This is a genomic window from Polynucleobacter sp. AP-Sving-400A-A2 (assembly GCF_018688155.1).
Classification (GTDB): domain Bacteria; phylum Pseudomonadota; class Gammaproteobacteria; order Burkholderiales; family Burkholderiaceae; genus Polynucleobacter.
Genome location: NZ_CP061312.1, coordinates 1,930,818 through 1,947,251, shown reverse-complemented (window position 1 = coordinate 1,947,251; position 16,434 = coordinate 1,930,818). Strand labels below are relative to the sequence as shown.

The 16,434-nt window shown below is 46.2% G+C and carries 18 protein-coding genes; 7 read left to right on the top strand and 11 right to left on the bottom strand.

Annotated elements, in window-relative coordinates:
* Positions 1-30: 30 nt before the first annotated feature.
* Genes C2758_RS10225 through C2758_RS10215 form a run of 3 tightly spaced genes read right to left on the bottom strand, consistent with a single transcriptional unit; the run spans position 31 to position 1,510 of the window.
* A complete protein-coding gene (locus C2758_RS10225) occupies positions 31-693 on the bottom strand; it encodes a glutathione S-transferase family protein (protein ID WP_215328174.1) in 663 nt (220 codons plus the stop codon).
* A gap of 22 nt (positions 694-715) precedes the next feature.
* A complete protein-coding gene (locus C2758_RS10220; RefSeq protein ID WP_251369197.1) occupies positions 716-1,207 on the bottom strand; it encodes a flavin reductase family protein in 492 nt (163 codons plus the stop codon).
* An 18-nt stretch (positions 1,208-1,225) separates the two neighbouring features.
* Complete coding sequence (locus C2758_RS10215) at positions 1,226-1,510, bottom strand: hypothetical protein (RefSeq protein ID WP_215328172.1); 285 nt, start codon at positions 1,508-1,510, stop codon at positions 1,226-1,228.
* An 87-nt stretch (positions 1,511-1,597) separates the two neighbouring features.
* On the opposite strand from C2758_RS10215, the gene C2758_RS10210 reads away from it, so the two are divergent.
* Positions 1,598-2,581: an MDR family oxidoreductase gene (locus C2758_RS10210; protein ID WP_215328170.1), complete on the top strand. Its 984-nt coding sequence runs from the start codon at positions 1,598-1,600 to the stop codon at positions 2,579-2,581.
* A 21-nt stretch (positions 2,582-2,602) separates the two neighbouring features.
* Here the strand turns inward: C2758_RS10210 and C2758_RS10205 are convergent, their stop codons facing one another.
* Positions 2,603-2,779 carry a DUF1289 domain-containing protein gene (locus C2758_RS10205; protein ID WP_215328169.1) on the bottom strand — a complete coding sequence of 59 codons (177 nt, stop codon included), beginning with the start codon at positions 2,777-2,779 and terminating at the stop codon, positions 2,603-2,605.
* Between the two features lie 22 nt (positions 2,780-2,801).
* Between C2758_RS10205 and C2758_RS10200 the strand changes: the two genes are divergently transcribed.
* On the top strand, positions 2,802-3,887 hold the full coding sequence (locus C2758_RS10200) for an MBL fold metallo-hydrolase (RefSeq protein ID WP_215328168.1): 1,086 nt from the start codon (positions 2,802-2,804) through the stop codon (positions 3,885-3,887).
* On the opposite strand, the gene C2758_RS10195 is transcribed toward C2758_RS10200, so the two are convergent.
* On the bottom strand, positions 3,799-4,248 hold the full coding sequence (locus tag C2758_RS10195) for a PhaM family polyhydroxyalkanoate granule multifunctional regulatory protein (RefSeq protein WP_215328167.1): 450 nt from the start codon (positions 4,246-4,248) through the stop codon (positions 3,799-3,801). The genes C2758_RS10200 and C2758_RS10195 overlap by 89 nt on opposite strands.
* 78 nt (positions 4,249-4,326) lie before the next feature.
* On the opposite strand from C2758_RS10195, the gene C2758_RS10190 reads away from it, so the two are divergent.
* Positions 4,327-5,391: a homocysteine S-methyltransferase family protein gene (locus C2758_RS10190; RefSeq protein WP_215328166.1), complete on the top strand. Its 1,065-nt coding sequence runs from the start codon at positions 4,327-4,329 to the stop codon at positions 5,389-5,391.
* Positions 5,388-8,135, top strand: a complete 2,748-nt coding sequence (metH, locus tag C2758_RS10185) for a methionine synthase (protein WP_215328165.1) — start codon at positions 5,388-5,390, stop codon at positions 8,133-8,135. Before C2758_RS10190 ends, metH begins: the two co-directional genes overlap by 4 nt.
* A gap of 22 nt (positions 8,136-8,157) precedes the next feature.
* Here metH and C2758_RS10180 read toward each other — a convergent pair whose 3' ends face one another.
* A complete protein-coding gene (locus C2758_RS10180; protein ID WP_215328164.1) occupies positions 8,158-8,475 on the bottom strand; it encodes a DUF1840 domain-containing protein in 318 nt (105 codons plus the stop codon).
* A 35-nt stretch (positions 8,476-8,510) separates the two neighbouring features.
* Here C2758_RS10180 and argS point away from each other — a divergent pair, with 35 nt between their 5' ends.
* The 3 genes from argS to C2758_RS10165 are packed head-to-tail and all read left to right on the top strand — an operon-like array spanning position 8,511 to position 11,556.
* On the top strand, positions 8,511-10,238 hold the full coding sequence (gene argS, locus C2758_RS10175) for an arginine--tRNA ligase (RefSeq protein WP_215328162.1): 1,728 nt from the start codon (positions 8,511-8,513) through the stop codon (positions 10,236-10,238).
* Positions 10,239-10,288: 50 nt separating this feature from the next.
* Positions 10,289-10,897: an SPOR domain-containing protein gene (locus tag C2758_RS10170; protein WP_215328161.1), complete on the top strand. Its 609-nt coding sequence runs from the start codon at positions 10,289-10,291 to the stop codon at positions 10,895-10,897.
* Positions 10,894-11,556 (top strand): thiol:disulfide interchange protein DsbA/DsbL, encoded by a 663-nt coding sequence (locus C2758_RS10165; protein WP_215328160.1) that lies wholly within the window; start codon positions 10,894-10,896, stop codon positions 11,554-11,556. Before C2758_RS10170 ends, C2758_RS10165 begins: the two co-directional genes overlap by 4 nt.
* Positions 11,557-11,565: 9 nt before the next feature.
* On the opposite strand, the gene C2758_RS10160 is transcribed toward C2758_RS10165, so the two are convergent.
* From C2758_RS10160 to C2758_RS10140, 5 genes are read right to left on the bottom strand one after another with little or no spacing between them, the layout of a single operon-like run.
* Positions 11,566-12,342, bottom strand: a complete 777-nt coding sequence (locus tag C2758_RS10160) for an SDR family oxidoreductase (RefSeq protein WP_215328159.1) — start codon at positions 12,340-12,342, stop codon at positions 11,566-11,568.
* Positions 12,339-13,634 carry a cyclopropane-fatty-acyl-phospholipid synthase family protein gene (locus C2758_RS10155; protein ID WP_215328158.1) on the bottom strand — a complete coding sequence of 432 codons (1,296 nt, stop codon included), beginning with the start codon at positions 13,632-13,634 and terminating at the stop codon, positions 12,339-12,341. Before C2758_RS10155 ends, C2758_RS10160 begins: the two co-directional genes overlap by 4 nt.
* Complete coding sequence (locus C2758_RS10150; protein ID WP_215328157.1) at positions 13,631-14,416, bottom strand: DUF1365 domain-containing protein; 786 nt, start codon at positions 14,414-14,416, stop codon at positions 13,631-13,633. The genes C2758_RS10155 and C2758_RS10150 overlap by 4 nt, the downstream gene beginning before the upstream one ends.
* Positions 14,417-15,805 carry an NAD(P)/FAD-dependent oxidoreductase gene (locus C2758_RS10145; RefSeq protein WP_215328155.1) on the bottom strand — a complete coding sequence of 463 codons (1,389 nt, stop codon included), beginning with the start codon at positions 15,803-15,805 and terminating at the stop codon, positions 14,417-14,419.
* Positions 15,805-16,368, bottom strand: a complete 564-nt coding sequence (locus C2758_RS10140; protein ID WP_371817722.1) for a glutathione peroxidase — start codon at positions 16,366-16,368, stop codon at positions 15,805-15,807. The genes C2758_RS10145 and C2758_RS10140 overlap by 1 nt, the downstream gene beginning before the upstream one ends.
* Positions 16,369-16,434: the final 66 nt, after the last annotated feature.

The window sequence follows — 16,434 nt, the reverse complement described above, 5'->3', positions numbered from 1 at the left end:
AGTTCACCCTTTTCTAGTTGAGCGATTAACTTATTTCACAATATTCAGTTCTTTTTCTGCAACTACGCTGTACTTAGTTCCCGTTTCAATGCGCTGCATCCAAGCATCAATGTTGTGTAAGGAAGGACGCAGTCCAGTTTGATCTGGAAAAGTTTGATTCAATAGAATCCATCGGCTTGCACAAAGTGCCAGTGGAATATCCCCAATATTGAAAGAGTTTCCAGAGCAATAGTGCTGGCTTGCCAGTTGCTGATCTAGTAAGGAGAATAGTGCATTGCTATCTTGATAAGCCTTAAGAATTGCTTCCTTATTTCGTTCGTTTTCAGGCGTACGAGTTAGCCCTAAAAAGGTGATACGTAGTGCTGGCCACATAGTCCCTACTTGCCAATCCATCCACTTCTCAGATTGATATTGGGCGGCAATGTCAGCCGGAAAATGTTTTGAGGGATCGTATTGGCTGCGAAGATAGCGCAAGATCGTATTGGATTCCCAGAGTACAAGATTGCCGTCTTCTAAGGTTGGTACTAAGCCATTAGGATTGAGTGCTAGAAATTCAGGCGTACGATTTTTCCCAAAATGAAGGCCAGCATCAATACGCTCAAAATCTTTACCCTCTTCTAACCCCAGCTCTGCAAAGCACCACAACACCTTTTGCACATTGATAGAACTTTTTCTTCCCCATAAACGCATCATTTCAGTTCCTATTCGAGTATTTTTAAAGCGATGAATCTAGACCCATAAACTTGCTATGGGCAAATATGAGTGGATGACTTTCTGGGGCATGCTTTAGGTTGAGGACTTTGGCGACGATGATGTTGTGGTCGCCGCCGGTATGCACTGATACAGTCTCGCATTCAAAGTAAGCAGCGCATCCTTCAATTTGAGTAAGTCCACTTGCTGCAATTTTATGGGGAATGCTGGTGAATTGATTTTCTTTCACGGTGGCAAAGTGCATCGCCATAGCCTCTTGTGAGCGCTCCAGAACATGAATCAATTGTTTATGACCCACTTCAAAATTAGGCATCAAGCGCGAATGCTTTTTCAGGCTCCACAAAATCAGCGGCGGCTCTAAGGAAACGGTATTAAAAGAGCTGATAGTGATGCCATGAGCATGCTGTTCCGCATCTAGGCAAGTGATCACTGTGACCCCGGTTGCAAAGGAAGAGAAACCCTTGCGGAGCTCTTGGGAGGTAAATGGGGTCATCATGCTTACTTATTTAGGGACTTACTTCGTTGCAGCCGGAATGGTAGTGCCTGGAATAGGGGTCAGAATTTCGTTCTCTTCAGCTTTTACACATTTAAAGCGATATTCTTTACCTGCCTTAGAAAGAAAGCTCGCACCTTGGTAAAAGTCATTCTTACAAGTTGTATTGGCAAAATCCATCACATCTTGTGGCGTTGCGCTAGAAGTGATCAGACGCATATTGCCCATAGACATATTAATCTGGCTCGAAGAGCAGCCAATGAGTGCTAGACCACAAGTAGAAGTTAATAGTAGAATTTTTTTCATGGAAACCTCCATAATCAGCAATGCTCGTTAGGATAAACCCATTATGTATTTGCTGTGGAGAATGCAGCGCTTTTAAAAGGAAGAGGCATGTTTAAGGCTATTTTGGTAAATAAAGATGATCAAGGTTATCGGGCTGAGCTTGCCCAAGTCGATGAGGCTAGCTTGCCTGAGGGCGATGTCAGGGTGAAGGTGCTCTACTCCACACTCAACTACAAAGATGGCTTAGCTATTACCGGCAAAGGTCCTGTGGTTCGCAGCTTTCCGATGGTTCCTGGGATTGATTTTGCAGGCGAGGTCTTAGAAAGCGCTAGCCCAGAATTTAAGGTTGGCGATATGGTGCTGCTCAATGGCTGGGGCGTTGGCGAAGGTCATTGGGGTGGCTTAGCGCAGCAAGCACGTGTGAAGTCAGAATGGCTCATTCCTTTGCCGAAGGGTTTTACTGCTAAGCAAGCTTTAGCTATTGGTACTGCTGGCTACACCGCAATGCTGTGCGTGATGGCTATACAAAAGCATGGCCTAAAGCCTAGCGATGGCGAAGTATTGGTGACTGGTGCCGCAGGTGGAGTTGGTAGCTTTGCGATTACGCTTTTGAGCAAATTAGGATTCACAGTTGTCGCCAGTACTGGAAGAATGTCTGAAGCTGATTATTTAAAGAAATTGGGCGCTAGTGAGGTGATTGATCGCGCCGTACTGTCAGCTCCTGCTAAGCCTTTGGCAAAAGAGCGTTGGGCTGCGGTAGTCGACAGCGTTGGTAGTCATACATTGGCTAACGCCTGTGCACAAACTAAAAGTGATGGTGCAGTTGCTGCTTGCGGATTAGCTCAAGGTATGGATTTTCCATCGAGTGTTGCGCCATTCATTTTGCGTGGCGTCACTTTGTATGGCATTAACAGTGTGACAGTCCCCAAAGCAAAACGTATTGCTGCTTATGAGCAGTTAAGTAAGTTGGTTGATCTCAACACTTTGGAAGAGATCTCTCACGAAATTAATTTAGAAGATTCTATAAAGTACGCCGCAGAGCTGATGGCTGGCAATGTGCGTGGTCGTTTAATCGTGGACGTTAATAAATGAGCGATTGGTAGTTAACAGCGCTTACTGAATAACTTGAGGTTTTCGTGCTTGTAGTTTTTCCAAAACCTCAAGCTTGTTCGAATTAGAAAGTTTGGACCAGTCTGCAATCTCAGGGAGCGTGCGATAGCAGCCCCGGCAAAAACCATTGTCGGGGTTGATGTCACACCAGTTGATGCAAGGCGATGGAACTGTTGTCAAAGCAAACCTAAAATAGAAATAGATGAATACTAAAAATCAATCCAGCGATCTGAGCTCTATTCATTATCCCCTAGCGGATGCTTTACCGGAAGTGGGTAGTTCAATGGAGCTAGCACCCGGTGTACGCTGGTTGCGGATGCGTCTACCGTTTGCTTTGGACCACATCAACCTATGGCTGTTACGTGATGAGTTTGAAGGCGTTCGGGGCTGGACCATTGTGGATTGCGGCATTGCTAATGACGAGACAAAAGCAGCTTGGGATCAGATCTTTGCTTCTCAGTTAGAGGGCTTACCGGTGCTAAGGGTGATTGTCACCCATATGCATCCAGACCATGTGGGACTCTCTCAATGGCTCTGTGAGAAGTGGCAAGTACCACTCTGGATCTCTATGACAGATTATTTAACTGCGCAATGGTTGAGCCATAAAGAGGGCGGCGCTGCAGTTGGTGCACGCGCTGGTGGCGGTGGGTCTGCTGATCACTTTCAGAAGCATGGATTAAGTGCGCCAGAAGATTTAGAAAAAATTCGGGCACGCTCCAACTATTACAGCAATATGGTTCCGGGCGTACCACGGCAATATCGTCGCATCATTGATGGTGAAATGATTTTGATTGGCGGACACGAGTGGCAAGTAATTATGGGATTTGGTCATGCGCCTGAACATGCTTCATTATTTTGTAAAGATTTAGGAGTATTGATTTCTGGAGACATGCTTTTACCGCGCATCTCTACCAATGTCAGCGTCTACGATGCAGATCCAGATGCAGATCCCTTGGGCCTGTATTTGAGTTCCTTGGATCGATATTTGCCCTTACCCGATGACACTCTAGTGCTGCCATCTCATGGCAAGCCTTTTACAGGAATGAAGCCGCGGATTGGTCAGTTAAAAACGCATCATGATGAGCGCTTGGCAGAAACACTGGGAGCATGTGAAAAACCGGCAACTGCTCGTGAGATTGTGCCGGTTTTATTTAGGCGTGAACTAGATATTCACCAAATGACATTTGCTATGGGCGAGGCTATTGCTCATCTGAATTACCTACTTCGTCGAGGAAAGTTGAGTCGCCAGCTTTCCGACGACGGCGTGTTGCGGTTTTGCGTGGTTTAGCAGCTTTTGTTTCGGAGTCCTTAGGGGCTTCACCAGTGGCAGTAGTGGCGCTTGCTGAAACGGCATCCCCAAAGGATTTGAGTGCCATCATGGTGGCATGCTGCACTTCTAGCCCCTGAATGGTGGACTTTAAAATATTGAGGTTGAGGTTAAGCCAGTTTTCAACACTTTTTAGGTCTTTGATGCGCTTTTCAAGCTCTTCGGTATCCAGACCTGGAAATGCTGAGCCAAAGCCCCCGGCAGCCTTGGAGGCATCTGTGGTGAAAGGGAATTGACCTGGCGTTTGCCCACCCGCTCCCTGGCCCCACATGGTTTTCATCATTTCAAGGCTTTGATTGAATTCTGGGATAGTTCCAAACATAGGGGTAGCTCCGGGTCAGATAAAAGTGGCTTATTGCCAATACAATAGAGGATTCTAGAGATTAATCCCGGTTACGCAATGCAATCTAATGGTTTATCCCAGCCTTACACCCGCGGTCAGGCGCTTCCTGAGCTACTGAAGCAGCGCATTTTGATTTTGGATGGCGCTATGGGCACCATGATTCAGCAGTACAAGCTGAGTGAGGCGGATTACCGTGGATTGCCAACCAGCAAACGCTTTGAGAGTCATCCAGGCGATATCAAAGGTAATAACGAACTTTTGGTGCTGACCCAAGCTCAAATTATCAGCAAGATTCATGAACAGTATTTAGATGCGGGTGCGGACATTATTGAGACGAATACCTTTGGCGCCACTTCAGTTGCGCAAGAGGATTACAAGATGGCTGATTTGGCTCGTGAGATGAATGTAATCTCCGCTCAATTGGCGCGTGCTGCCTGTGAAAAATACTCTACGCCAGACAAGCCACGTTTTGCAGCGGGTGCAATTGGACCTACACCAAAGACCGCAAGTATTTCTCCGGATGTAAATGATCCCGGTGCACGTAATGTGACGTTTGATGCTCTGCGAGCTTCCTATCGAGAGCAGATTGAAGGTCTCTTTGAGGGCGGCGTTGATTTATTTTTAGTTGAAACTATTTTCGACACACTCAATGCCAAGGCTGCATTATTTGCTTTAGATGAGTTCTTTGAAGAAACGGGTGAGCGTTTGCCGGTGATGATTTCAGGTACGGTGACCGATGCTTCTGGTCGAATTTTGTCTGGCCAAACAGTGGAAGCATTTTGGAATAGTCTGCGTCATATTAAGCCACTCACCTTTGGCTTGAACTGCGCCTTAGGTGCAGCACTGATGCGCCCTTATATCGCTGAACTATCCCGTATCTGCGATGTTGCAGTATCTTGTTACCCCAATGCCGGCCTACCTAATCCCATGAGTGACACAGGCTTTGATGAAACTCCGGACATTACCTCTAGCTTAGTTGATGGTTTTGCAAAAGATGGTTTGGTCAACTTAGTGGGTGGCTGCTGCGGAACTACGCCAGATCATATTCGTGCAATCGCGAATGCAGTTGCGCAGCGTAAGCCGCGACCCTTCTATCGTGAGAGTGCGGAGCTGTCAGCATGAGTAAGACTGCAAAAGCAATGCCGCCAATGAAGCTTTCAGGCTTAGAGCCTTTTAACGTTACAGCCGATATCCGCTTTGTAAACATTGGCGAACGTACTAACGTCACAGGCTCCAAAGCCTTTGCGCGCATGATTTTGAATAATCAATTTGATGAAGCTTTGGTCGTTGCAAGACAGCAAGTTGAGAATGGCGCTCAAGTGATTGACATCAATATGGATGAGGCAATGTTGGACTCTGAAGCGGCAATGACGCGCTTCTTAAATTTGATTGCCTCAGAGCCAGATATTGCCCGCGTACCAATCATGGTTGACTCCTCCAAATGGAGTGTAATTGAGGCGGGCCTGAAGTGCATTCAGGGTAAGCCGATTGTGAACTCGATTTCACTCAAAGAAGGTGAAGAGCCCTTCAGAAAACAAGCCCGCTTGATTCGTCGTTACGGCGCTGCATCTGTAGTAATGGCATTTGACGAGGTAGGTCAAGCAGATACATTTAAGCGTAAGACAGAAATTTGTCAGCGCTGTTATCAAATTCTCGTTAATGAGCTTGGCTTTCCAGCGGAAGACATTATTTTTGATCCTAATATCTTTGCAATTGCCACTGGTATTGAAGAGCACGATAACTATGCAGTAGATTTTATTAATGCCACACGCTGGATTAAAGAAAATCTGCCGGGCGCGAAAGTCAGTGGCGGTGTTTCGAATGTCAGCTTTTCATTTCGAGGCAACGATCGCGTACGTGAAGCCATTCATACAGTGTTCCTATATCACGCCATTCAGGCGGGCATGGACATGGGTATTGTTAATGCGGGACAGCTCGGCGTCTATGCAGACTTAGACCCTGAATTACGTGAGCGTGTTGAGGATGTGGTCCTTAACCGCTTTAAAGAAAAGGATGGTAAGACTCCAACTGAGCGCTTGCTAGATATTGCCGACCAATTTAAAGGTGGCGGCGCAAAGCAAGTAGAAAACTTGGTGTGGCGTGAAGCCCCGGTGCGTGATCGTTTAACTCATGCTTTAGTACATGGAATCACTACCTTTATTGAAGGTGACACTGAAGAGCTACGCGCTCAAATTATGGGTGCAGGTGGTCGTCCGATTGAGGTAATTGAAGGTCCTCTGATGGATGGTATGAACGTTGTTGGTGACTTATTTGGTGCCGGTAAGATGTTTCTACCTCAAGTAGTTAAGAGTGCACGTGTGATGAAGCAGGCAGTGGCAATCTTAATTCCTTATATTGAGGAAGAGAAGCGTCAACATATTGCCTCTGGTGGCGAAGCAAAAGCCAAAGGCAAGATTGTGATGGCCACCGTTAAAGGTGACGTGCACGATATTGGTAAAAATATTGTGACGGTAGTGCTGCAATGTAATAACTTTGAAGTTGCCAATATGGGTGTAATGGTACCCTGCTCAGAAATTCTGAAGCGTGCTAAAGAAGAAAAAGCAGATATTGTTGGCTTGTCTGGTTTGATCACGCCATCTCTAGAGGAGATGACTTACGTTGCGCAAGAGATGCAGCGTGACGATTATTTCCGTGAGCGTCAAATCCCGCTCATGATTGGTGGTGCCACAACATCCCGTGTGCATACTGCAGTCAAGATTGCACCACATTACGATGGACCGGTAGTCTATGTGCCAGATGCCTCCCGCTCTGTGTCTGTAGCATCAAGTCTTCTGTCAGATGAAAGTGCCAAGAAATTTATTCAAGATCTGCGTGATGACTACGTACGTATTCGTGAGCAGCATGCCAATAAAAAAGCGTCTCCAACTATCTCATTAGAAGCTGCACGTAAGAATCGCGAGCTGATTGATTGGGCTCATTATGTGCCTGAGAAGCCGAAGTTTATTGGGCGTCGTGTTTTCAAGAATTTCGCTTTAAGTGATATTGCTAAATATATTGACTGGACACCATTCTTTCAGACTTGGGATTTGGCCGGTAAGTTTCCAGCAATCTTGGATGATGAAATCGTTGGTGTAGAGGCTCGTAAAGTATTTGATGACGGCCAGGCGCTTTTAGATAAATTAATCAAAGGTCAGTGGTTACAGGCTGATGCTGTAGTGGCTTTCTATCCAGCAAATACGATAGGTGATGACATCGTCTTGTATAGCGATGAATCTCGCGAGCATCCATTATTTGTTTGGCATAACTTGCGTCAGCAGGCTGAGCGTCCGGTAGTTGATGGCGTTCGTCGACCTAATCGTTGCTTAGCAGATTATGTGGCGCCGAAGGATTCACATGTGGCTGATTATCTGGGTTGCTTTGCTGTGACAACTGGCCATGGGGTTGAGAAAAAAGTGGCTGAGTTCCATGCGAAGCATGATGACTACAGTGCAATCATGTTGCAATCTTTGGCCGATCGTCTGGCGGAAGCATTTGCAGAGTTGATGCATCACCGTGTTCGTACCGATCTCTGGGCTTATGCAACGGATGAGATTTTGACGAACGATCAAATGATTAATGAGGAATATCGCGGTATTCGTCCAGCGCCAGGTTATCCAGCTTGCCCTGCGCATGAAGTGAAAAAAGATTTATTGCGTGTCATTGGTTCAGAAGATATTGGTATGACCTTGACCGAATCGATGGCCATGAACCCAGCTTCTAGTGTCAGCGGTTTTTATCTGGCGCATCCAGAAGCACGTTATTTCAATGTGGGTAAGTTGTCAGTAGACCAGATTGAAGATCTTGCTAAGCGCCGTAATGAGTCCGTTGAAGACATTCGTCGTCAGTTGGCAAGCTCGATAGACTAAATTGTGTAGTGGAGTGCGGCGTTTAAACGCCCCACATCACCGGTTCATCTTTGGCTTTGGCCTGTTTCATCAGATCTAGAAAAGGGTAGGCACGCTGTCCTAGCCTATCGGCAAGTTTCGGTTTTTCACTATTTTCTTGATCCGTCGAATTACTTTTAGCCCGTTCTTCCAAGTCTTTCAGAATGGCGGTTTCTAGGGAGATGATGAGGCTTGGTAGTTGCTCTACCGTCAAAATTCCTCTGGGCTCTAATGGGCGGCCCAAAATATCAAAGATTCTCTGGGTGAGGTCAGCCAGCATGATGACGTCAGGACCCGCTTTGGAGCGAAATTGATAGATCATTTCAATAGCTTACCACCTGATAAACTCACTTATCTATGTTGTTAACTAATAAAAATCGTTTAATTGAAATGCTGAGGGCAGCCCTTCAGGGACTTGCCCAAGAGCGTGGTTTGGGCGATGCCCCTGCGCCCCGTCTAGAGCGCCCTAAGGCAGTAGACCATGGAGATGTCGCTTGCAATATTGCGCTTCAGCTATCCAAGGCTTGGAAGCTAAATCCTAGGGAATTAGCGCAAGCGCTAGTTGAGCGTTTAGAGCAGCAGCCTGGCTATAGCGACCTCATTGCCTCCTGCGAAATTGCAGGACCTGGCTTTATTAATTTTCGCCTTAGCAATATCGCTAAAACTGCTGTTGTGGAAGAAGTCCTCACGGCAGGATCTCAGTTTGGCCAGCTAGCGCCAGACGCAGCCCCAGTTACTAGCGCCATGATTGAGTTTGTGTCGGCCAATCCTACTGGCCCGCTGCATGTGGGTCATGGTCGTCAAGCGGCACTGGGCGATGCCTTGGCAAACTTACTAGCAACGCAGGGCATCAAGGTGCATCGTGAGTTTTACTACAACGATGCAGGAGTGCAGATTGCAAACTTAGCACTCTCAGTGCAGGCTCGTCTAAATGGATTCAAGCCTGGTGATGCCGCCTGGCCAGAGGGTGCCTATAACGGTGAATACATTGCTGAGATTGCGACTGCTTTTAAGGGTTCACCTGAATACAAAGATGATCTTGAAGCGATCCGTCAATTTGCTGTTACGTATTTACGCAATGAGCAAGATATTGACTTAAAAACATTTGGCGTGAAGTTTGATTGCTATTACCTAGAGTCTTCCTTATATACCGATGGTAGTGTTGCAAAAATTGTTGAAGAGCTTCAGGGTATTGGGAAGACCTATGAGTCTGAGGGTGCACTTTGGCTCAAGACAACAGATGATGGCGATGATAAAGATCGCGTCATGCGTAAGTCTGATGGCAGCTTTACCTACTTTGTGCCTGATGTTGCCTATCACACCAGTAAATGGAATCGGGGCTTTGAAAAAGTGATTAATGTCCAAGGGAGTGATCACCACGGTACTATCGCCCGTGTTCGCTCGGGCTTGCAGGGCGTGGCACAAAAGCGTGGCTGGGATATTCCAAAAACTTACCCTGATTACGTATTACACAAGATGGTGACGGTAATGCGCCATGGCGAAGAAGTCAAAATTTCTAAACGAGCCGGCTCTTATGTGACTGTGCGTGACTTAGTTGAGTGGTCCGGTGGTGTTTCGCCAGAGATGACTGCTGATGAGCGTGAACTAGCGCTTCAGCGCGGAAGAGATACCGTGCGTTTCTTCCTCATCTCCCGCAAGGCCGATACAGAGTTCGTCTTTGATATTGATTTGGCATTACAGCAAAATGATGAGAATCCCGTATTCTATGTGCAATATGCCCATGCGCGCATTTGTTCAATTCTGACCCAATGGGGCGGAAAAGTATCCGACCTAAAAGGCGTAGACCTCTCCCTGTTGCAAAGTAAAGCCTCGGATTATTTGTTGCGTCGTTTAGCTGAATATCCAGAAATGCTGACTGACGCGGCTGCAGATTTAGCACCACATGCTTTAGCTTTTTATTTACGTGATTTAGCGGGCGACTTTCATACCTTCTATAACGCGGATCGCGTTTTGGTAGATGATTCCGCATTGAAATTAGCACGCCTTGCATTGCTCCTAGCGACGCGCCAAGTGCTTGAAAATGGATTAAAAGTATTAGGTGTATCAGCACCCGCTAAGATGTAAGCTGTAGTACTTGCTAGCGCATAAGAAGTAAAAAGAAGGATGGGGATACGATGAAAAGAAATAATCAACACACCAGCTTAACGCCGAAGACCCGGTCTTCTAGCCCGGAGTTTGGCGGCACTATTCTTGGTTTCATCTTGGGGCTGGGTGTTGGCCTCGGCGTTGCTTTTGTGATTGCCTTTTACCTTTCTAAAAATACACCGCAAGAGCGCCCTGGAGTTAGAGCTCCCAATCTCCCTTTATCCATTAAGTCGGGATCAGCGCCGGCGGAAGGTGAAGTGACTACCCCGGCAGAGGCCCTCGATCTGAACAAGCCTTTGCAAGGTAAGTCTGCCGCACCTGCCGCTAATGCGCCAGATCCAATTGCTGATTTGGCTAATGGTAAGAAGCCAGTAGATATAGCCCCTCTTGCAAAATCAGATGCTATTTACTTCTTGCAAGTGGGTGCCTTTAATAAGCGTGCTGATGCAGATGCTCAAAAAGCAAGTTTAGCGATTCAGGGTATTCAATCTCAATTAAGTGAGATTAATAGTGATGGCAATACGCTTTGGCGTGTGCGTATTGGACCCTACAATAGTGTTGAAGAAAGCAATCCCGTGCGTGATAAGCTAACTGGCATGGGCATTAAACCGAGTGTCATTAAATCTAGCAAATCATGATTACATTATCTAAATCTAAAAGAGCTCTTTTATCTGCCGCGATTCTTGGCTTGGCATTTTCTTTTTCAGGCCTGGTTGCTGCGCAAAGCCCTAAGATTGAAGAAGGGTTTGATTATCGTATTCTGCCTACCCCTCAGCCAGTTGAAGTCAAAGGGAAGGTCGAGGTTATCGAGTTCTTTTGGTATGGTTGCCCGCATTGTTATGACTTTGAACCGGAGCTCAATGCCTGGCTTAAGCGCCAAGCAAAGGATGTGACATTCCGTAAAGTGCCCGTGGCTTTCCGAGATGATTTCATGCCGCACAGCCAGTTGTTCTATGCTTTAGAGTCCATGGGTAAGGGCGAGGCGATGAATGACAAAGTCATGTATGCCATGCATAAAGAAAACAAGCGCCTTATGACAGAAAATGAGATCGCTGATTGGGTAGCCTCTCAGGGTATTGATCGCAATACCTTCTTGGCCACCTATCGCTCTTTTGCCGTTGTATCAAAAGCGCGTGCTGCAAGACAGATGGCTGATGCCTATCGCATAGATGGCGTCCCAACGGTTGTGATGCAGGGTCGCTACGTCACATCCCCATCCATTGCTGGAACCAAGGCAAAAGCAATTACGGTAATGGATTACTTAGAGCAAAAAATCCGCAAGGATAAGTACAAATAATCTAGGATCTTAGATTTTGACGAAGCGGCGGATGATCCAGAAGTAAAGCGGGTAAGGTAGGATTCTGAGGAACTTTAAGAATCCTGAAAACCGCTTAGGGAAGTGAATATCAAATTCTCCAGCCTGAAGTCCAGCAAGGATCTCTTGCGCGGCCTGATCGGCAGTGATGAGTGCTGGCATCTCAAAATCATTCTGTGCGGTAGCCTCTGTTGCAACAAATCCCGGCGATATCATATGCACGCTCACTCCCTGTGGCAGTAAGTCGTAATACAGGGTTTCACAGAAATTAATAATCCCGGCTTTACTTGGCCCATACGCTAAGGCTTTTGGTAGTCCGCTGTATCCCGCTACGCTACCAACGATGGCAATATGACCAGCATGCGCTTTGAGCATATCAGGCATCACAATGCTGACCGCCCGCATAGGCCCGAGTAGATTGGCATCAATTGTTTTCTGCGCAATCTCAAATTCAAAATTATCAGCACGCAATGGGGTATATACACCCGATACAAACAACATTAGATCCAAGCCACCCCAAGCTTCTAGGATGCTTCGGTAGGCAGAGTCGAGTTGCTCTTGATGGGTAACATCTAATGGAAGAACCAGAGCCTGTCCTAGCTCCGAAGATTGTGCGAGAGTATCTAGGCGCTCGGCACGACGGCTAGAGAGTGCGACTTTTGCACCCACCTTGATAAAAGCTTTTGTGCAGGCCTCACCAATACCGCTGGAAGCCCCAATGACCCAAATCCGTTGATTTACAAAAGAATCTATTCCTTTTTGTTTCATGGGCGTAGTGCATCGCTTGAGTGAATGACATCTTTATGTTTTAGGGTGTACTGCACTACATCAATACTCTTTTCAGAAAATCCAGCGGCACAATACATGAGATAAAAATTCCAGAGCCGAATAAATGCCTCATCGAAACCAAGGCGATAAATTTCCTCAATCTTTTGATTAAAGCTATCGCGCCAAAGGCATAAGGTTTTGGCATAGTCAGCACCAAAGGCAAACTCTGCCTCAAGCTCTAGACCGGCACTAGCTGCGGCAGCCTTAAATTTAGCTGGAGAGGGGAGCATGCCCCCCGGGAAAACATATTGCTGAATAAAGTCGGTACTCTGGCGATAGCGCTCAAATAAATCATCTGCGATCACGATGGTTTGGATACAAGCCCGGCCACCCGCTTTGAGTCGCTTTGCAACTGTTTGAAAGTATTCGATCCAATGATTCTCACCAACTGCTTCAAACATTTCAACAGAGGCGACACCGTCAAATTGCTCTTTACAGTCTCGATAGTCTTGCAACCGAACTTCAAATTGCTTTGCATTGCTTACTTCTGTAGAGATCTTTTGAAGTCTAGAGTCTGCAAACGCTTTTTGTTCCGTCGACAAGGTCAGGCCAGTGACTTGATTACCATTACGTAAGGCTTCTTCCATGAAGCCGCCCCAACCGCAGCCTATTTCTAAGATTTGATCGCCCTCTTTAGCGTGGATGGATTCTAAGATGCGTTTGATTTTTGCACGCTGGGCATCCATGAGTGATTGCTTATCACCCTCAGAAAACCATGCACTCGAGTAGCTCATCGTGGGGTCTAGCCAAAGCGTGTAAAAAGCATTACCTAGGTCATAGTGCGCATGAATATTTTTACGGCTCCCAGATTTAGAGTTATCTCTAAACCAATGCCTCAGGCGATAGGCTATGGAGCCAAACCAGCTGCCATAAATTGCTTTCTCTAGGATGGTGCGATTGCGAATGGCTAGCTCTAGAACGGCTTTGAGATCAGGCGTATTCCATTCGCCTCGGATATAGCTTTCGGCAAAGCCGATATCACCATGAGATAACACCTGCTTAAATACAGACCAATCTAAAACTTGAATTTCTGCGTATAGTTGGTCTGAGCTGTTGCCAAATTCTCTTACTTCATTATTAGGAAGGGTGAGCACTAGGTGCCCACTACGCAATTGAGCCAAAAGACCTAACAGCACTGCTGTGCTTGCATCACCTCGTTGGGGTTTGGACTTTCGCCTTTCAGGGCGAGAGAAGGTGAGGCGAGATAGCAGTGTTTGACCGGGGCGATTCATCGAGTAACTTCAAGTTCTGGTGGTTTAGGTTTTGAGTGAAAGGGTACACCTTTTAACCATAATTTTAATGCTTGCCAGTGAATTCGACCAATAACACCCAGACTCATGAGGGGGTAGCGCAGAAAGGCAAGATAGAGGGTGCTTTTAGTTAAAGGTTGAGTAAGGCCGCTGATGCTGGTGTTGATTAATGGAGCCCCATCCTCGTGCAGCTCAATCCGACAAACAATATTCCGTTTTGAATTACTGTCTTGGGGAAATAAAAAGCGGAAGTGATACTCCCCCCGGACGTCACAAAAGGGCGAGACATGGAATACCTTATCGCTCACCAGCGTCTCTCCGGATTGCAGTGCTTTACCAGAGTCATGGTGGAGTAGATAGCAGTGTCGTTCGCCAAAGGTGTTATTTACTTCAGCAAGCACCGCTTGAACTTGACCATTGGTTTGGGTGCAGACCCAAAAGCTCACCGGATTAAAGACATAGCCGAGAACTCGCGGAAAAGTGTGTAGCCAAATCTCACCATCATCATGATGAACCTGATTGTCCTTAAGGATCGATTCGATCCAGGACAGACTGTTTTCACTGCCTAATCCATGGTCTTGGTCAAAAAAGGAAAAAAGTCCAAATTGCTTATCTTTGAGTCCATGCTTGCTCAGTAATGCTGGATCATTCCTGCGCGCACGCATTGGAATAGACAAAGTAAATACGCCGTAGCCAAACGCATTAATAGCGGGACGAAAGCGCCGATGCTTCACTGCTCCAAAATTAATCGTTGGCAAATTCATTTACTGAGAATCTTTAATGGAGTTTGATTTAACGCGATGAGAAATACTTTCCATTAGATCCATTGCCACCAATTCGCCTGAGCGCAAACCGTCCTCATGAAAGCCAAACCCGGTCCATGCTCCGCAATACCAGATTGAAGAGTTACCCTGAATTAAGGGCAGCTCCTTTTGTGCCTGCGCGGCGCGCATATCAAAGACAGGGTGCGAGTAATGGATTTCTTCATGCACCAACTTTGGATTGGGATCTGTCAGTGGATTCAAGCTCACAATAACTTGTGTGCCCTCGAATGCTTTGGGTAGAGGTTGTAGACGGTTGATTAAATAATTCACACTCACGTGTTGTTGTGCAGTCGGTGTTGCACCAGATTTTGCGGTGTAGTTCCATGCTGCCCAGCAACGTTTAGTAGTAGGTAAGAAATTGATATCGGTATGCAAAATTGCGCGATTCTTTTGGTAAGGAACTGAGGCCAAAATATTGCGCGCATCTTGCCCAATGCCATGCACTAACTCCAAGGCTTGATCGCTATGACATGCCATTACCACCTCATCAAACTGGTGAAGCCCAGAGGGTGTAATGACTTCAACTGGAGAGTCTTCCAATTTGCTCGCATTAACTCGAGAAACTGATTCACGTACAAAATGGACTTGATGTTTTTCTAGGGCCGCTACTAAAAGCTTGACGTATTCTCGGGATCCGCCTTTAACGGTAAGCCACTGCGGGCGATTTTGGATTTGCAAGAGACCATGGTTATGACAGAAACGGACCATGGTCTGAATCGGAAACTCTAGCATCTGTTCAACAGAGCATGACCAAATAGCGCCAATCATTGGCAAGAAATAATTTTCTTTAAAGCTGGTACTAAAACGATTGCGATCTAAAAAATCTTTAATGCGCTCATCTGGTTCTGAGTACTCAAGTTTGGCAGTGATTTGTTCTTCTGCGAGTCTTGTAGCGAGGCGATTAAAGCGCAAGATGTCATAAGCCATTCTCCAGAATGAGAGCGAGAATAAATTAGACCTTTGACCAAAGAAGGAGTTAAGGTCGTTACCAGCCCATTCAATTTTTTTACTACGTCCTGTTTTTCCTCCCGCATCAATCGATACCGAGAAGGACATTTCTGATGGCGCAATCGGAACTGCAATTTCTTCAAATAGGCGAACTAAGCGAGGATAGGTTTTGCGGTTAAATACCAAGAATCCAGTATCGACTCCATGGGTCAACTGGCCGTGAGAAGTCTCTAGTGTGAGATCGACAGTATTACTATGGCCACCAATATGGTTGCCACCTTCAAATACAGTGATCTCTAAATCTGGATGCTGCCTTAATGCGTATGCACATCCTAAGCCAGATATGCCGGCGCCAATGATGGCAACTTTTTTCTTACCCACTAAATTTTTTCTCCAAGAAGTTTCTCTATTTCACCGGTAATACTGCTGCTTGCTGGTTTTGTCATGCTGCCAAATGAATCGACTACATTACCGTTTCGATCAATCAGGTACTTATAAAAATTCCACTTTGGTGTTGTTCCCGTTTTAGTAATGAGCATTTTAAATAGTGGGTTTGGATTGCTTCCACTAACTGAGCTCTTGGCGAACATAGGGAATTTCACATCATAGGTATTTTTACAGAAGTCGGCGATGTCTTTATTACTACCTGGCTCTTGTTGACCAAAATCGTTTGATGGAAATCCCAATACAACCAAGCCGCGGTCTTTATATTTGGCATACAACTTTTCCAGACCTTCGTATTGGCTCGTAAAGCCACAAAAACTGGCTGTATTCACAACGAGAATGACTTTGCCTTGGTATTGGCAAAGGTTTTGAGGCGCCTCATCCTGTAATCGTGGAAAGGTATGAGATAAAAGGGGGCTGCAGCTGGCGGCAGGTGGAGCTGCCTTTGCAAACGGCATTGCTGTTAGCAAGAAAAGTAGTGCCAGTAAGTAGCGCGGCATGTAGCGAATCATTTTGAGCCTTTGGGCGGGACTGGGATGCCCAAGTCTAAGACATTCTGGCAAATA

Excerpts from the sequence above, each read along its gene's own strand:
- C2758_RS10155 (WP_215328158.1), bottom strand. The coding sequence starts at position 13,634 with ATGAATCGCCCCGGTCAAACACTGCTATCTCGCCTCACCTTCTCTCGC.
- C2758_RS10200 (WP_215328168.1), top strand. The coding sequence starts at position 2,802 with ATGAATACTAAAAATCAATCCAGCGATCTGAGCTCTATTCATTATCCC.
- C2758_RS10190 (WP_215328166.1), top strand. The coding sequence starts at position 4,327 with ATGCAATCTAATGGTTTATCCCAGCCTTACACCCGCGGTCAGGCGCTT.
- argS (WP_215328162.1), top strand. The coding sequence starts at position 8,511 with ATGTTGTTAACTAATAAAAATCGTTTAATTGAAATGCTGAGGGCAGCC.
- C2758_RS10180 (WP_215328164.1), bottom strand. The coding sequence starts at position 8,475 with ATGATCTATCAATTTCGCTCCAAAGCGGGTCCTGACGTCATCATGCTG.
- C2758_RS10220 (WP_251369197.1), bottom strand. The coding sequence starts at position 1,207 with ATGATGACCCCATTTACCTCCCAAGAGCTCCGCAAGGGTTTCTCTTCC.
- C2758_RS10160 (WP_215328159.1), bottom strand. The coding sequence starts at position 12,342 with ATGAAACAAAAAGGAATAGATTCTTTTGTAAATCAACGGATTTGGGTC.
- C2758_RS10150 (WP_215328157.1), bottom strand. The coding sequence starts at position 14,416 with ATGAATTTGCCAACGATTAATTTTGGAGCAGTGAAGCATCGGCGCTTT.
- C2758_RS10225 (WP_215328174.1), bottom strand. The coding sequence starts at position 693 with ATGATGCGTTTATGGGGAAGAAAAAGTTCTATCAATGTGCAAAAGGTG.
- C2758_RS10215 (WP_215328172.1), bottom strand. The coding sequence starts at position 1,510 with ATGAAAAAAATTCTACTATTAACTTCTACTTGTGGTCTAGCACTCATT.
- C2758_RS10195 (WP_215328167.1), bottom strand. The coding sequence starts at position 4,248 with ATGTTTGGAACTATCCCAGAATTCAATCAAAGCCTTGAAATGATGAAA.
- C2758_RS10165 (WP_215328160.1), top strand. The coding sequence starts at position 10,894 with ATGATTACATTATCTAAATCTAAAAGAGCTCTTTTATCTGCCGCGATT.
- C2758_RS10170 (WP_215328161.1), top strand. The coding sequence starts at position 10,289 with ATGAAAAGAAATAATCAACACACCAGCTTAACGCCGAAGACCCGGTCT.
- C2758_RS10210 (WP_215328170.1), top strand. The coding sequence starts at position 1,598 with ATGTTTAAGGCTATTTTGGTAAATAAAGATGATCAAGGTTATCGGGCT.
- C2758_RS10140 (WP_371817722.1), bottom strand. The coding sequence starts at position 16,368 with ATGCCGCGCTACTTACTGGCACTACTTTTCTTGCTAACAGCAATGCCG.
- metH (WP_215328165.1), top strand. The coding sequence starts at position 5,388 with ATGAGTAAGACTGCAAAAGCAATGCCGCCAATGAAGCTTTCAGGCTTA.